Annotated in this window: 11 protein-coding genes; 5 read left to right on the top strand and 6 right to left on the bottom strand. The window is 72.7% G+C overall.

The window, feature by feature from the left end:
* The first annotated feature begins 138 nt into the window (after nucleotides 1–138).
* Together AB0953_RS10215 and AB0953_RS10210 are read left to right on the top strand one after the other, a co-directional pair.
* A complete protein-coding gene (locus tag AB0953_RS10215; protein ID WP_366858966.1) occupies nucleotides 139–1,296 on the top strand; it encodes an acyl-CoA dehydrogenase family protein in 1,158 nt (385 codons plus the stop codon).
* Between the two features lie 109 nt (nucleotides 1,297–1,405).
* Nucleotides 1,406–2,488 carry an NDP-sugar synthase gene (locus tag AB0953_RS10210; RefSeq protein ID WP_366859195.1) on the top strand — a complete coding sequence of 361 codons (1,083 nt, stop codon included), beginning with the start codon at nucleotides 1,406–1,408 and terminating at the stop codon, nucleotides 2,486–2,488.
* A gap of 102 nt (nucleotides 2,489–2,590) precedes the next feature.
* Here the strand turns inward: AB0953_RS10210 and AB0953_RS10205 are convergent, their stop codons facing one another.
* Nucleotides 2,591–3,985: an LCP family protein gene (locus AB0953_RS10205; RefSeq protein WP_366858965.1), complete on the bottom strand. Its 1,395-nt coding sequence runs from the start codon at nucleotides 3,983–3,985 to the stop codon at nucleotides 2,591–2,593.
* Nucleotides 3,986–4,091: 106 nt separating this feature from the next.
* On the opposite strand from AB0953_RS10205, the gene AB0953_RS10200 reads away from it, so the two are divergent.
* Entirely contained in the window at nucleotides 4,092–4,640 is a 549-nt protein-coding gene (locus AB0953_RS10200) for an acyl-CoA thioesterase (RefSeq protein WP_366858964.1), read from the top strand.
* On the opposite strand, the gene AB0953_RS10195 is transcribed toward AB0953_RS10200, so the two are convergent.
* On the bottom strand, nucleotides 4,628–6,073 hold the full coding sequence (locus AB0953_RS10195; RefSeq protein WP_366858963.1) for an LCP family protein: 1,446 nt from the start codon (nucleotides 6,071–6,073) through the stop codon (nucleotides 4,628–4,630). The two genes, AB0953_RS10200 and AB0953_RS10195, sit on opposite strands and share 13 nt — an antisense overlap.
* Nucleotides 6,074–6,377: 304 nt before the next feature.
* On the opposite strand from AB0953_RS10195, the gene AB0953_RS10190 reads away from it, so the two are divergent.
* Entirely contained in the window at nucleotides 6,378–7,400 is a 1,023-nt protein-coding gene (locus tag AB0953_RS10190; protein WP_366858962.1) for a glycosyltransferase family 2 protein, read from the top strand.
* 77 nt (nucleotides 7,401–7,477) lie between these two features.
* On the opposite strand, the gene AB0953_RS10185 is transcribed toward AB0953_RS10190, so the two are convergent.
* The 4 genes from AB0953_RS10185 to AB0953_RS10170 all read right to left on the bottom strand — a co-directional run bounded on the left by AB0953_RS10185 (nucleotide 7,478) and on the right by AB0953_RS10170 (nucleotide 13,408).
* On the bottom strand, nucleotides 7,478–9,151 hold the full coding sequence (locus AB0953_RS10185) for an LCP family protein (RefSeq protein WP_366858961.1): 1,674 nt from the start codon (nucleotides 9,149–9,151) through the stop codon (nucleotides 7,478–7,480).
* Between the two features lie 75 nt (nucleotides 9,152–9,226).
* Nucleotides 9,227–11,038, bottom strand: coding sequence for an LCP family protein (locus AB0953_RS10180; RefSeq protein WP_366858960.1), 1,812 nt, complete (start codon nucleotides 11,036–11,038; stop codon nucleotides 9,227–9,229).
* Nucleotides 11,039–11,262: 224 nt separating this feature from the next.
* A complete protein-coding gene (locus tag AB0953_RS10175; protein WP_366858959.1) occupies nucleotides 11,263–12,492 on the bottom strand; it encodes an LCP family protein in 1,230 nt (409 codons plus the stop codon).
* Nucleotides 12,493–12,655: 163 nt separating this feature from the next.
* Nucleotides 12,656–13,408, bottom strand: a complete 753-nt coding sequence (locus AB0953_RS10170; protein ID WP_366858958.1) for a TIGR03089 family protein — start codon at nucleotides 13,406–13,408, stop codon at nucleotides 12,656–12,658.
* Between the two features lie 139 nt (nucleotides 13,409–13,547).
* Between AB0953_RS10170 and AB0953_RS10165 the strand changes: the two genes are divergently transcribed.
* Nucleotides 13,548–15,029 (top strand): peptidoglycan recognition protein, encoded by a 1,482-nt coding sequence (locus AB0953_RS10165; RefSeq protein WP_366858957.1) that lies wholly within the window; start codon nucleotides 13,548–13,550, stop codon nucleotides 15,027–15,029.
* Nucleotides 15,030–15,315: the final 286 nt, after the last annotated feature.

The following is a 15,315-nucleotide window of genomic DNA, read 5'->3' as shown; positions in this document are numbered from 1 at the left end:
CACGGAACGGCACGGAGCGCACGGAGGCTGTCACGCAGCTCACGTGCCGCGTACATACCGCTGGCGGGACGCCGGACACTAAGATTTGGGTTACTTAACGGTAGTTAGCACATGGTTCACCTTGGGGAGTGAGAGATCTTGGCGGGTTCTGCCGACTTCGACCTGTACCGCCCGGCCGAGGAGCACGACATGCTCCGCGAGTCCGTCCGCTCGCTCTGCGAGGCCAAGATCCTCCCGTTCGCGGCTGCGGTCGACGAGGAAGCCCGCTTCCCGCAGGAGGCCCTGGACGCCCTCGTCGCGAACGACCTGCACGCCGTCCACGTCCCCGAGGCCTTCGGCGGCGCCGGTGCCGACGCCCTCGCCACCGTCATCGTGATCGAGGAGGTGGCCCGCGTGTGCGCCTCCTCCTCCCTGATCCCGGCCGTGAACAAGCTCGGCTCGCTCCCGGTGATCCTCTCCGGCTCCGAGGAGCTCAAGGCCAAGTACCTGGGGCCGCTCGCCAAGGGCGACGCGATGTTCTCGTACTGCCTCTCCGAGCCGGACGCCGGCTCCGACGCCGCGGGCATGAAGACCCGTGCCGTCCGCGACGGCGACTTCTGGGTCCTCAACGGCGTCAAGCGCTGGATCACCAACGCGGGCGTCTCGGACTACTACACCGTCATGGCGGTCACGGACCCGGAGAAGCGCTCGAAGGGCATCAGCGCCTTCGTCGTCGAGAAGTCCGACGAGGGCGTCTCCTTCGGCGCCCCGGAGAAGAAGCTCGGCATCAAGGGCTCCCCGACGCGCGAGGTCTACCTCGACAACGTCCGCATCCCGGCCGACCGCATGATCGGCGCCGAGGGCACCGGCTTCGCCACCGCGATGAAGACCCTCGACCACACCCGCATCACCATCGCCGCCCAGGCCCTCGGCATCGCCCAGGGCGCCCTGGACTACGCCAAGGGCTACGTCCAGGAGCGCAAGCAGTTCGGCAAGCCGATCGCCGACTTCCAGGGCGTCCAGTTCATGCTCGCGGACATGGCCATGAAGATCGAGGCCGCCCGCCAGCTGACCTACGCCGCCGCCGCCAAGTCCGAGCGCGTCGACTCCGACCTCACGTTCTTCGGCGCCGCCGCCAAGTGCTTCGCCTCCGACGTGGCCATGGAGGTCACCACGGACGCGGTCCAGCTCCTCGGCGGCTACGGCTACACCCGCGACTACCCGGTCGAGCGCATGATGCGCGATGCCAAGATCACGCAGATCTACGAGGGCACGAACCAGGTCCAGCGGATCGTCATGGCCCGCAACCTGCCGTAAGGGGCTCCGCACGTCTCCCGGAACGCCCCTGCCGCCACGGCAGGGGCGTTCCGGCAGCTCGATGGGCTAACTTGGGGGGCTCGTAGGCCCGACCGGGTGGGGAGAAGGAATTTTGGAAGCGATCCTGCTGGTCGGGGGGCAGGGGACGCGGCTGCGCCCCGTCACGGTGAACACCCCGAAGCCCATGGTGCGTGCCGCGGGGGTGCCGTTCCTCGCCCACCAGATAGCCAGGGCCGCCGCCGCAGGCGTCACCCACATCGTGATGGCCACCTGCTACCTCGCGGAGGTCTTCGAGCCCTACTTCGGCGACGGCTCCGACTTCGGCGTCCGGCTGGAGTACGTGGTGGAGGACGAGCCGCTCGGGACCGGCGGGGCGATCCGCAACGCCGCCCGGCGGCTGACCGGCGGGCCGGACTCGTCCGTGCTGGTGTTCAACGGCGACATCCTGACCGGGCTGGACATCGCGGGGCTGGTCGACGCCCACAGGGCCGCTGCCGCCGATGTCACGCTGCACCTCGTCCAGGTCGACGACCCGCGGGCGTTCGGGCTGGTGCCCACCGACCCCACCGGCCGGGTGCTGGCGTTCACCGAGAAGCCGCAGACGCCCGAGGAGATCATCACCGACCAGGTCAACGCCGGGTGCTACGTCTTCCGGCGCAGCGTCATCGACTCGATCCCGGCCGACCGGCCCGTGTCCGTGGAGCGCGAGACCTTCCCGGGGCTGCTGGAGGCCGGCGCGAGCCTGCACGGGGTCACCGAGAACACGTACTGGCTGGACCTCGGCAAGCCCGAGTCGTTCGTCCAGGCCTCCGCCGACCTCGTGCGCGGGGTCGTCGCCTCCCCGGCCGTGCCCGGGCCGCGCGGCGAGGCCCTGGTGCTGCCCGGCGCCGCGGTCGCCGAGGGCGCCGTGCTCTGCGGCGGCACCGTCGTCGGCGCCGGTGCGAGCGTCGGAGCGGGGGCCGTCGTCGACGGCTCCATCGTGCTGGACGGCGCCGTCATCGGCCCGGACAGCCGGGTCCGCGCCAGCCTGGTCGGCGCCGGCGCCAGCGTCGGCCCGCGCACGGTGCTCGACGCCGCCGTGCTGGGCGACGGCTCGGTGGTCGGCGCGGACAACGAGCTGCGCGGCGGCGCCCGCGTGTGGTGCGAGGCGGAACTGCCCGCCGGCGCGTTGAGGTTCTCGCCCGACAGCTGAGGAAGACCGCGGGCCGCGGGGCCCCTCCAGGGAGGGAGCCCCGCGGCCCGCGCCTCGTCCCGCGCCACCGCGACCGCAGCCGCCGGCTGCCGCCGTTCGGCGTCAGTTGCCGGTGACGGTGACCTTCTCGTCGTTCTGGATCTGCTTGACGATCTGCTGGACCTTCGGCTTGTCCCAGAGCAGGTTGCCCCCGCGCTCGCCCGCGATCGGCATGTTCATCGAGACGCCGTCGCCGCCGCTGATGCCCTTCATCGCGAAGAACATCTCGCCCATGTCCCACAGGGACATGTCCTTGTCCACGATCAGCGTGTCCAGGCCGGCGCCCAGCACCGGGTAGAGCTTGAAGGGGTTGAGGATCGTGCCCGGCGTCGCCGCCTGGTTGGCGAGCGTGGCGAGGAACTTCTGCTGGTTCTTCGTACGGGCCAGGTCCGACTCGGCGAAGGCGTACCGGGTCCGGACGAAGGCGAGGGCCTGCTCGCCGTTGAGCGTCTGCTCGCCGGCCTTGAAGTCGGCGCCCGACTTCTCGTCCTTGAAGGCCTTCTCGATGTTCATGTCCACGCCGCCGAGCGCGTCCACGATGTTCGCGAAGCCCGCGAAGCCGATCTCGGCGTAGTGGTCGATGCGCAGGCCGGTGTTGTACTCCACGGTGCGCACGAGCAGCTCCGGGCCGTCCTCCGCGTACGCCGCGTTGAGCTTGGTGTGCTTGCCGGTGCCGGCGTACTTCTTGCCGGACTGCGAGCCGACGAAGGAGGGGATCTCCACGTCCGAGTCACGCGGCAGCGAGATCATGCTGTTCCCGCCGGAGCAGGCCGCCAGGATCATCATCGAGTCGGTGCGCTTGCCCTCGGCGGAGCCGGTGTGGAGCTTCTTCTTCTCCTCGTCGGACATGCCCTCGCGGCTGTCGGAGCCGACGATCAGGTACGTCGTGCAGTCGCCCTCCTTCGGGCGCTCGATCACCTTGGCGAGGTCGACCTCGCGGCGCACCTTGGAGTCCGCCCAGAAGTACGTGCCGATGGTCGTGGCGAGCAGCGCCGTGGCCAGCACGATCGAGCCGATCTTGATCCGCTTGCGCCAGTCGGGCGCGGAGCCGGGCCCGCGGCCCGGCCGCCCCGTCGGCGGCAGGCCGGGGCCGCCCGGACCGCCCGGCCGCTGCGGGCTGCGCTGCGGGGTGCCGTAGACCTGGCCGGTGTTGTAGCCGCTGTCGTAGCCGCCCTCGTACGCCTCGTGGCCCTGCCCCTGCGGTGGCACCCCGTACGCGGGCGCGGACGCCGGCGGCCGGCCCGGCCGGTCGCCGGGGGACTGCTGCGGGCGCCGCGACTGCGGGGGCTGCTGGGGGCGCTGCGGCCGCTGCTGAGGCTGCGGCGGCACACCCGGCTGCCCCGGCTGGCGCCGCTGGACGTGCGGCATCCGGCGCGGGCCCTCCGGCTGCGCCTGTGCGCTGCCGCGCCCGTACCCGTCCTCGCGGGCGTCGCCGCGCCCTTCTGGCCACTCACTCATGCCGCCTAGGATGCCCGGTCGGCGCAGGTGCACGACAGTCCGGGCAGGGCTTCGTACCGGTGCTGTTGCACACCTGATGCATCCGCGACGGCTTTAAGGTGGCGGTATGACACAGATACCGGGTGTGACGGCGGGCGAACTCCAAGGCAAGCCCACGTCGGCCTCGCGGACCACGCTCAGCCACATCATGACGGCCAACGACACCAACCTCCTCGGCACCGTGCACGGTGGCGTGATCATGAAACTGGTGGACGACGCCGCCGGTGCCGTCGCCGGGCGCCACTCCGGCGGCCCCGCCGTCACCGCCTCCATGGACGAGATGGCGTTCCTCGCCCCGGTCCGCGTGGGGGACCTGGTCCACGTCAAGGCTCAGTGCAACTGGACGGGCCGCTCCTCCATGGAGATCGGCGTACGGGTCCTGGCCGAGCGGTGGAACGAGTCCACCCCCGCCACCCAGGTCGGCAGCGCCTACCTCGTCTTCACCGCCGTGGACGCCGAGGGCAAGCCGCGCACGGTCCCGCCGGTCCTCCCCGAGACCGACCAGGACAAGCGCCGCTACCAGGAGGCGCAGATCCGCCGCACACACCGGCTCGCCCGCCGCCGGGCGATCATGGCCCTGCGCGAGGAGCGCGCGGCCCAGGGCTACGACGACTGAGCCGAGCCCCCGCCGCAGACGACCTGGTCGCCCGTGACCACGCCGAAGCGGCCCGTGTACGGGTCCTCCGCCCGGACCGGGACCACCGTGCGGTAGTCCGTGCCGGCGATGACCCGCACGGTCCGGCCCTGCCCGGGCACCGCCCGCAGCTCGCTGCCGGGCAGCGCGGTCGAGACCGTGCGGGCCGAGCGGTCCCAGCGGGGGTCGTACGCGATCACCGTGCGCCGGACGGCCCGACCGGTTCCGCTCTGGGGGGTTCCGGTGGTGTCGAAGCCGGTGGCGCGCAGGGCCGCGTCGACCCGCCCGCCGAGGCCGTCGATGCGGGTGCCGTTCTCCACCTGGATCCGGATCTGCTGCGGAGGCACGTCCACGGGGACCGCGGGCTGCCCGGACCGGCCGTTCGCAGCGCCCGCGGCACCGGCGGAACCTGCCGGGCCGGCCGGGCCTGCGGGATCCGCGGCGGTGGCCAGCGGCCGGTCCTCGCGCAGGGCCTCGAAGAGCTTGGCGGCCTTGGGCTCGTCCCATTTGACCGTGGAGCCGATGCCCTTGACCGGGTAGGAGGGGTTTCCGATCGGCACGGAGGCGAACTCGGAGGAGGACGGGGCGAAGCCGCGCATGGCCTGGCCGAGTGCGAGCATCTGCTCGGAGCCGAAGCCGGGATCGGCGCGCACGGAGCCCAGCAGGGTGGAGCTGACCTGCTTGAACTTCACCGGGTTGAGCAGGACCCCGCTGCCGGCGGCCTGCTGGAGCAGGGCGGCCACGAACCGCTGCTGGCGCTGCATGCGTCCGAGGTCGGCGGCGCCGTCGACGTGGCGCGAGCGCACGTACTGCAGGGCCTGGCCGCCGGTGAGCCGGTGGGTGCCGGGCAGCAGGTCGAGGCCGGTGCTGCGGTCGTGGAGGGGCTTGGCGGTGCAGATCTGCACGCCGCCCATCGCGTCGACGGTCTTCATGAAGCCGGTGAAGTCGACCTCCAGGTAGTGGTCGATCTTGACGCGGGTCATGTTCTCGACGGTCCGGACGGTCAGCTGCGGTCCGCCCTCGGCGTACGCGGCGTTCAGCTTCACCGGGTGCGGGCCGTGCTCCTTCCCGGTGGACTGGTCGCGGTGGGCGGGGAGCTCGGCGTAGCTGTCGCGGGGGAGGCTGACGACGCTGGCGCGCTCCCGGTCGGCGGACAGGTGCACCAGCATGACGGTGTCGGTGCAGTGGCAGGGGGCGCCGCCGAGGCGGTACTCGCGCTTCTCCTCCTTGCTGATGCGGTCGCGGCCGTCGGTGCCGACGAGGAGGAGGTTCAGGCCGTGCCCGGCCTGGGGCCGGTTCTTCATGTCCTTGAACGGGTCCACGCGCTCGATGCCGGTGTCGACGCCGGTCATGACCGCGTGCCCGACGGCCCCCGAGCCGAGGACCACCAGCGACAGCCCGGTCGCCAGCCGCACCCCCCAGCGGGGCCCGCCGCCTCCGCCCCGGCCCCGGACCGGGCCCCCGCCGGCGCGCCGGCTGCGCCGGGGCTGCGGCTGCGGCTGGGGGGGCCGGGCTGGTCGGGGAGGACGGTGTGGCTGGGGCACGGGGGACACCTCCGCGAGGGGCAGCAGGGCCGGCAGGGGTAAACCGGTCATATCGGTCAGATCGTAAGAACAGTAGGCCCATACGATCAGCCTTCGACCTCAGCGATCAGGTGGCGCGCACCCGTTTCCCCCGTACGCGGTAACGTGACACCGATACCCGACCGTGAAGGACCACATGCCCGCCCAGCCCGCAGTCTCGGTGATCATGCCGGTGCTCAACGAGGAGCGCCACCTGCGCAACTCCGTCCGCCACATCCTCGGCCAGGAGTACGCAGGCGAGATGGAGGTGGTGATCGCGCTGGGGCCGTCCACGGACCGCACCGACGAGATCGCCGCCGAGCTCGTACGCGAGGACCCGCGCGTCGTCACCGTTCCGAACCCCTCCGGCCGCACCCCGGCCGCCCTCAACGCCGCCATCAAGGCCTCGCGTCACCCGATCGTGGTACGCGTGGACGGCCATGGCATGCTCTCCCCGAACTACATCGCCACCGCGGTCCGCCTCCTGGAGGAGACGGGCGCGCAGAACGTCGGCGGCATCATGCACGCCGAGGGCGAGAACGCCTGGGAGGAGGCCGTCGCCGCCGCGATGACCTCGAAGCTCGGCGTCGGCAACGCGGCCTTCCACACCGGCGGCGAGGCCGGCCCGGCGGACACCGTCTACCTGGGCGTGTTCCGCCGCGAGGCGCTGGAGCGGGCGGGCGGTTACAACGAGGAGTTCATCCGCGCCCAGGACTGGGAGCTGAACTTCCGCATCCGCGAGGCCGGCGGGCTGATCTGGTTCTCGCCCGACCTGAAGGTCCAGTACCGCCCGCGGCCCTCGGTGCGGGCCCTGGCCAAGCAGTACAAGGACTACGGCCGGTGGCGGCACGTGGTGGCCCGCTACCACGCGGGCTCCATCAACCTGCGCTACCTCGCCCCGCCGGCGGCCGTCTGCGCGATGGCGGCGGCCGTGGTGGCCGGTGCCACCGTGACCCCGTGGGCCTTCGCGGTCCCGGCGGGCTACCTGGCCGGGATCACCCTCGGCTCGATCCCGGCGGGCAGGGGCCTGTCGCTCAAGGCGCGGGCGCAGATCCCGGTGGCCATCACCACCATGCACATGTCCTGGGGCTTCGGCTTCCTGACCAGCCCGCGCTCGCTGGCGCAGAAGGTCATCGCGAGCCGCCGCCCGTCGGCGCACCCGGACCCCACGGCGGCCTGAGCGCGACGTGAAGGGGCCCGGTGGCCGCGGTCGACCGACCGCCGCCACCGGGCCCCTTCGCGCGTGCCCGCGGCCGGCTACCAGGTGAAGCCCGGCTGGACCGCCATGCACTCCTTGTCGTTGTCGCCGTTGAGCGGCCGGGCCGAGTCCGGGGCCTTGGTCGGGGCCGGCGGCGGCGGGGTCGGGGCGTCGCCCGTGCGCCAGTCCCTGCCGACGAACAGCACGATCCCGGAGATCCCGTCGGTCTTCTCCACTGCACTGGACGGCAGACCGAGCGCACTGGCCAGCGCCGCGGCATTGGCGGCCTGGTCGGAACTGGAGAAGCGGACCACCGTGGTGTCCTCCGCCCCCGCCTGGGTGTCGGCGGCGGCCTTGGTGAAGCCCTTGGCCACCAGCAGCTGGACCACCTCGTTGGACCGGTTCTTCACCCGCGGCTGGGCGCCGTCCTTGCCGCCGGTGGCATTGCGCACGGCCACCGCGATCCTCGACGGGGCCGCGGCCTGCGGGGCGGCCGGCTGGGACGGGGCCGCGGAGCCCGCAGCGGCCGGACCGCCCGGCGTGGCGGGGGAGCCGGAGGCGGCGGGCGCCGGGTGCTCGGGGCCCTTGCCGTCGAGCGGGATGTCCTCGCGGATCATGCGGAACACGTCCTCGGCCTCGCCCGGCTTGGGCTCGACGCGGCCCTCCTCGCGCGTGCTGTACACCCAGGGCATGGTCGTCATGGTGATCCGCCCGGTGGGGACCTTCTTGAGCTCCACGCTGAGGTCGTACAGCTTGTCGATCTTGTTCAGGCCGGGGTCCACGACCATGGCCTTGATCGCCGCCTGGGCCAGGCTGTTGAGCTTGACCGGGTTGCTGAGCTTGGCGTTCTTGCGGAACTCGCGGGCCATCGAGTTCATGTACATGTGCTGCGCGTGGGTGCGGCCGAGGTCGGTGCCGTCCTCGAAGCCGTAGCGGGTGCGCAGCCACTGCAGCGCCTGCTCGCCCTGGATGGTGCTGGTGCCCGCGGGCAGCTTCAGACCGGAGCCCTTGCCGTCCTTGGTGCGGGAGTGCACGTTCTGCTGCACGCACACCGGGACGCCGCCGATGGCGTCCGCCATCGTCACCACGCCCTTGAAGTCGATCATCATGAAGTGGTCGATCGGGATCTTCGTCAGCTCCTGCCAGGCGGCGACCGTGCAGCCCGGGCCGCCGCGGCTGAGGGACTCGTTGGTCTGGACGAGGCCCTTGCTGGCCGGGTGGACCTTGCCGTTCGGCTCGGTGCACTTCGGCATCATGATCATGGTGTCGCGGGGCATCGACACCACCGAGATGTTGCTGCGGTCCGCGGACAGGTGCAGCAGCATCTGCACGTCCGCCAGCGGGGGACCGTCGAAGGTGTCCCTGGCGCCGCCGAGGGCCTGGTTCTCCGCGTCGTTGCGGGCGTCGGAGCCGAGGATCAGGATGTTCAGCGGGGTCTGGCCGAAGGCGTTGGGCTTGGAGCCGCCCAGCTTGTTGTCGCCGAGGTTGAGCAGGTCCGTCTGGATGCTGCCGTTGAGGTGGCGGTAGTACAGGTACCCGGCCGCCCCCGTCGCGAGTATGAGGAACGCCAGGGTGGAGGCGACCCAGCGCAGTATGCGCCGCTTGCCGCGGCGGGGCCCGGGGCCGTCGGCCGCCGCTGCGGACGCGGACGCCGGGGCGGCTGGTCCGCCGCCGGCCACGCCGTCCGCCGCCCGGGCGGGTGCCCCCTCCCCCCGCACGCTGCTGTTCCCCACAGGTCCCCCCTAAAAGATCACGTCATGTCTGTGTGCTGCACCGGCCGCGCCGGCGCAGGTCGTTCGCGGTGCGCGCTACTTGGCGCAGATCGCCTTGTCCGCCTCGACGCGCTGGATGTCCTCGGGCGCCTTCTGCGGCGCCGTCATCGAGATGCCCGGCCCCTTGAAGTCCGCGCCGAGCGTCAGCTTCATCGGCGTGCGGGGCGCGGCGTCCGCCGAGCCCATCTTCAGCGCGGAGCCCGGCAGGCCCATCATCTCCGCCAGCGCCCGGGCCTGGTCGGCCTGGTTCGGGGCGTACTCCAGCTGGGTGGCCTCCAGCTTGGCCGGGGCGTTGCCCTGGTTGCCCGCCTTGGCCACGCCCTTGGTGTTCTGCAGCCAGGTCAGGGTGGTGGAGGCGGAGCCCGAGGGTCCGCCGCCGTTGTAGATGTCCACGCGCACGTCCCGCGCGGCCGCGCGCGGGCCCTGCAGGAGCGCATCCTGCTTGGCCTTGGCGTCGGCGTCGGCCGCGTCCTTGGCGGCCTGCTCCTTCTTCTCGACCTCGGTGAGCGAGACGTCGCCGCGGATCATCTGGAGCAGGGGGTCGGCCTGGGCGGGGTTGAGGACGACGGTCGCCTTCTTGCCCGCGGGCTCGTTCGGGTTGTCGAGCACCGGCAGCGTGGTGAAGGTGACGTTCTTGAGGTTCATGTCCTTCAACTCGCCCGCCAGCTTGGTGAGTTTGTCGATGGACCCGATCCCCGAGTCGACCGCCAGCGACTTGGTGGCCGCCTCCGCCAGCGAGAAGAACTTCTTCGGGCTGGTCAGCGTCTCCTTCGACTTCATCTCGCGCATCATCGAACCCAGGAACTGCTGCTGGGTCTTGATCCGGTCGAGGTCGCTCTCGTTGCCGAAGGCGTGGCGGGTACGGACGAAGGCCAGGGCGTCCTCGCCCTGCAGCCGGTGCTCCCCGGCGTCCAGCTTCAGCTTGGAGTCCTTGTCGTCGACGGGCTTCTCCACGCAGACGGGGACGCCGCCGACGGCCGTGCTGAGCACCTTCACCGCGTTGAAGTCGACCATCATGAAGTGGTCGACGGTGATCCCGGTGAGCTCCTTGACCGTGCGCATGGTGCAGCCCGGGTCGCGGCCCTCCTGGCCGAGGCTGGTGTTGAAGCGGGTCCCCTTCTGGCCGGGGATGGTCTTCATCGAGCCGTCCGGCTGCTTCGTCGGGCAGGCCGGGATGTTCGTGATCAGGTCGCGCGGGATGGACAGCGCCGTGGCGTTGGAGCGGTCCTTGGAGACGTGGAACAGGATCGTGGTGTCGGCGTGTCCGACGCTGCCCGAGTCCCCGTAGCCCTCGTTGCCCGCACCGGAGCGCTTGTCGGTGCCGATGACGAGGATGTTGATGGGCTGGTCCTTCTTGAAGCCGCCCGTGCCCGCGTCGCCGACGTCGGTGACGCGGAGGTTGCCGTTCAGGTGGTCGTAGTACAGGTACCCGGCCAGCGAGCCGCCGACCAGCAGGAAGGCGAGGGTGCCGCCGCCGATGACCAGGACCCGGCGGCGCCGGGAGCCGCCGCCACCGCCCTTGCGGGGACGGCCCGTACGGCGCCCGGGCGGGCCGTCGCCGCGGCGCGGCCCGGGGACCGCCGGGGACGGCGCCGTGGACGGGGCCTTGGGGGATGCTGCGGCCGCGCCGCGGGAGGAAGGCACCGCGCCGCGGGCCGAGGGGGCCGCGCCGCGGGACGACGGCGCCGCGCCGCGGGGGGCCGGCCGGCGGCGGGGGGTGCCGGCGGGGGGCTGCCCTTGCGCACCGGAACGGTCCAGTCGCAATTCGTAATTACCGGTGCGGGGGTTGAGCACCCACTGGTCGGCGGGGTCGATCTCGTCCGCCCGCCCACGGCTCTGCGCATCCACGGTTGCTCGAATCCTCCGTCGGTGCCTCGCGACGCGCCTCCCCCAAGACGCCCGGTCAACGATCCGGCTGCTGGTGCACGGCCTCTTTGCTGGCCAGGGCACCGGATCGCTCACCTTATCCGCCCCGGTCGGCTCCAAACCATGGTGGTGACAAATTCCACTGCCCCCATAACACCGCAAAACGCCCAACCGCTTCAGTTCGGACACCGGCTTTTGGGATTGCTTTACCGGCAGTCGGGCATGCCCGCGGTGGTGCCCGTGAAGGTCGGCACGGGAGCCGGGCTCGAAGCGGCCGACGCCGCGGGCGCGGCGGGCGTGTCGGGGGTCCGGGAGGCCCGGGCGGCGTGCGGGGCGGGGGTGGCGGACGTTGCGGCGGCGCCCTGCGGGCTCGCCGGGGCCACCGTCAGCGGCTCGTCCGCGCGCAGCCGCCGGAACAGCTCGGCCGCGGCCGGCTGCACCAGCTCGTCCCGGTTCGGGTCGGCGGCGTACGGGCGGCGCGGCACCGTCAGGAACTTGACCTGATCGGCCGGTATGTCCCGCATGCCCCGGACCAGTTCGTACAGCCCGCGCAGCGAGGCCAGACCCGCGTCGGTGGTCACCGACGAGGTCGCCGCGTCCAGCAGCGGGTACAGCCGGCCCGGGTTCAGCAGCACCCCGTTGCTCTGCACCTTCTTCACCAGCGCGCCGAGGAACTGCTGCTGGCGCTCCATGCGTTCGGTGTCGCTGCCGCCGCCCAGGCTGTAGCGGGCCCGTACGAAGCCCAGCGCCTGCTCGCCGCGCAGCGTCTGCCGCCCGGCCGGCAGCTTCAGGTGCGCCTCGGCGTCGTTCACCGGCTGCTTCAGGCAGACCTCCACGCCGCCGACCGCGTTCACCATCTTCTTGAAGCCGCCGAAGTCCACCACCATGTGGTGGTCGATCCGGATCCCGGTCATCTTCTCCACCGTACGGATCGTGCAGGCGGCCCCGCCCCACTGGAACGCCCAGTTGAACTGCGCCGCGCGCGCGGAGGTGCGGCTGCCGTCCGCCCCCAGGCAGCCCGGGATCTGCACGATCAGGTCCCGCGGGATCGACACCGCCGTCGCGCTCCTGCGGTCCGCCGGCAGGTGCAGCAGGATCACGCTGTCCGAGCGCTGGGTCCCGCCGTCCTTGCCGTAGCGGGCGTTCTCCGCGCCCGAGCGCGAATCCGAGCCGATCAGCAGGATGTTCTGGGAGCCGTCGATGAAGTGCACCGGGCGCTCGTGCTCGTAGCGCTCCAGCTCGGCCTCCGCCGAGGTGTCCTCGGTGATGTTCGCGTCGAGCTTGCGGAACAGCCACCAGCCCACCGCCGCGCCGGCCAGCACCAGCAGGGCCATCCCGAGGGCGATCCAGCGCAGCAGGCGGCGCCGGCGCCGCGGGGGCTTCGGAAAGCCCCCGGCCGCGCCGCTGCCGCCGGATATGCCTGCGCTGTCCCTCACTCGCGTACCGTCCCCTCACCGGGTGGGCGTCAGCCGTACGGGTGGGGGTACGGCCTGCCCCGATCGTGCCTCCGGTGCGCGGACACGGCCCGGGGGCGGGGCCGTGTCTAGGGCCGAGCGGGTGACAGATCGGGCTCCAGTGCCGTTCGCCGGTACGGGTGGGCTACCGCGCGGTGAGGGTGACGCGCTCGGCCTCGATCCGCTGCGCCAGGGCCTCGGCGGGGAGCCGGTCGAGGTGGCGGCACAGCACCACGGAGCCGCCCGCCGCCAGGGCCGCGAACAGCCCCGCCGACAGCCCCTCCCAGGTGTCGTAGCCCAACCCCGACAGCAGCCGCCCGCCCGGCCCGAGGCCGAGCTCCGCCGCGTCCGCCCGGGCCCGCTCCACGATCCCGGCGTACGAGAGCTCCTCGCCGCCCACCACGAGGCCCGGGGCGTCGGCGTCCACGGGGGCGAACGGGGCGAAGCGGTCGCCCTGCGAGGGCACCTCCACCGCGTAGTCCGCGAACCCGGCGGGCGGCTGCGGGAACCGGCCGCCCAGCGGGCGCAGCGCGAGCGCCACCCGCTCGCCGGAGCAGGCCGCGGCCTCCTCCAGCGTGTCGGGGCCGCTCACCACCACATCGGCGTCGGCCGGGTCCCCGCCCACCTCGGCGACGACGCCGACCGAGGCGCAGGCCAGCAGCCACACGGCGCTCTGCCAGTGCGCGGGGAGCAGCAGCGCGAGCCGGTCGCCGGGGCCGGCGGCCAGGTCACCCTGGAGCAGATTGGCGGTCTTGGCCACCCAATTGGCGAAGGTGGCGACGGACAATTCGACGCGCTCGCCCGTGGCGTCGTCGTAGAAGGTCACGAGCGGGCGGCCCGGATCGGCGGCGAGCGCGGATCGCAGCAGGTCGGCAGGGGTGCGGTCAGTGGCGTTCACCCGCCCCAGCGTACGCGGGGCGCTCCCCCGTACGGGCGCCGCCGACTCCTCCGTCCAGGGGAGCCGCGCAGCCCCGCGACCAGACGGTCCGTCAGTTCTGCGATGGCGGTTCGCGGTGGCTGTGCCCAGCATCGCTTGCATGCGTGGATTCCTGTCTTCAGCGGTCGGCGTCGCGACCGCAGCCGCACTGTCCCTGCCGCTCGCCCTGTCCACCCCGGCGCTGGCCGGGGCCGCCCCGGCGGCCCCCGCGGTCCCGGAGGCCCCCGCGTCCCCTGCGTCCCCGGTGTCCCCGGTGTCCCCCGCGGGCTCCACCCAGTCCCTGCCGCTCGTCCCGCTCGGGCCGGCCGCAGAGCGGTCGCCGTCGGCCGGCATCCCCGGCATGAGCACCGCGCCGCGGCTGCCGGAGACCCGGGGACTGGCCGCGCGGGAGGTCGAGAAGTTCTCGCTGGTCGGCGTCGTCTGGGACGACGCGGCCACCCCGCTCCACGGCCACGTCCAGGTCCGTACCCGCTCCGCGCGGACGGCGACCTGGTCCGACTGGCAGGACGTGGAGACCCACAACAGCGAGCACGCCCCCGACCCCGGCACCCCCGAGCGGGGCTCCGGCCGGCTGCGGGGCAGCACCGCACCGCTGTGGGTCGGAGAGTCCGACGCCGTCGAGGTCCGCGTCCAGGCGGAACCCGGCACGGCCCCCACCGCCAGCCGGGGGACCCACGTGCCCACCCGGCTGCCCACCGGCCTGCGGATCGAACTCGTCGACCCGGGCGCGGCGGGGCCGCCCGCGGCGCCGGACGGCAAGAACACCGGGGCGGCGGCCGGGTCCGGCACTCCGGCAGGGGACGACAAGGGCAACACCTCCGCCCCGGCACCCGGCATGACCATGGGCATGACCGAGGCCTCCATGGCCAACGTGCCGCTGGCCCCGCTCGGCTCGAAGGAGATCACCGCGCTGAACAAGGCCGACGCCACCGCCGACGCCGTCCTCGCGGGCGAGGGCTCCGTCGCCGCGACCCCGTACATCGGCCCGCGGCCGAAGATCGTGACGCGGCTGGGGTGGGGCGCGGACGAAAGCCTGCGCGAGAAGGCGTTCGTCTACACGAACACGGTCAAGGCGGCCTTCGTCCACCACACCGCCTCCGGCAACAACTACGCGTGCGCGGACGCCCCGGCGGTGCTGCGCAGCCTGTACCGGTACCACGTGATCAGCGAGGGCTGGCGCGACATCGGCTACAACTTCGCCATCGACAAGTGCGGCACCGTCTACGAGGGCCGCGCGGGCGGGGTCGCCAAGCCGGTGCTGGGCGCGCACACCATGGGGTTCAACACGGACAGCATGGGCATCGCCGTGATCGGCACCTTCACCACCACCGGGCCGCCGGCGGCCGCGGTGAAGTCGGTGGCGGCACTGACGGCGTGGAAGCTGGGCCTGTTCAACCGCGACCCCCGGGCGACGACGACCCTCACCTCGGGCGGCGGCAACCTGTACGCCAAGGGCAAGGCGGTCAAGATGAACGTGATCTCCGGCCACCGCGACGGCTTCGCCACCGAATGCCCGGGCAAACTCCTCTACAACCAACTCCCCCCGACCCGCACCACCTCGGCCAAACTCCAGGGACGGTAGCCGCGGGGGTTCCGGCGGTGGGGCGGGCCTGGCGGCTGGCGGCCAGCGGTCGGCTCCGGCGGGGGCGGCGCGCGGCGGGACCCGGCGGCACGGAGGCGGACAGCGGACCAGGACCCACGAGGCGGTGTTCCAAGTGCCCAGGATCAGGGAGGGTATGGGGCTTTCCCGTCAGTCTCATCGTCCTTCCGTGGCGGGCCGGCCTGTCAAGGGCGCTCCCTGCGGTCGCGTCGCTACGCGATCGCCTCCGGCGACCCTTGACAGACCGTCCCGCCACGGAAAAACGAAG

Source organism: Streptomyces sp. NPDC046866, assembly GCF_040704625.1.
Taxonomy (GTDB): domain Bacteria; phylum Actinomycetota; class Actinomycetes; order Streptomycetales; family Streptomycetaceae; genus Streptomyces.
This window is presented reverse-complemented; position numbering and strand designations above follow the sequence as displayed.

Excerpts from the sequence above, each read along its gene's own strand:
- AB0953_RS10190 (WP_366858962.1), top strand. The coding sequence starts at position 6,378 with ATGCCCGCCCAGCCCGCAGTCTCGGTGATCATGCCGGTGCTCAACGAG.
- AB0953_RS10200 (WP_366858964.1), top strand. The coding sequence starts at position 4,092 with ATGACACAGATACCGGGTGTGACGGCGGGCGAACTCCAAGGCAAGCCC.
- AB0953_RS10165 (WP_366858957.1), top strand. The coding sequence starts at position 13,548 with ATGCGTGGATTCCTGTCTTCAGCGGTCGGCGTCGCGACCGCAGCCGCA.
- AB0953_RS10205 (WP_366858965.1), bottom strand. The coding sequence starts at position 3,985 with ATGAGTGAGTGGCCAGAAGGGCGCGGCGACGCCCGCGAGGACGGGTAC.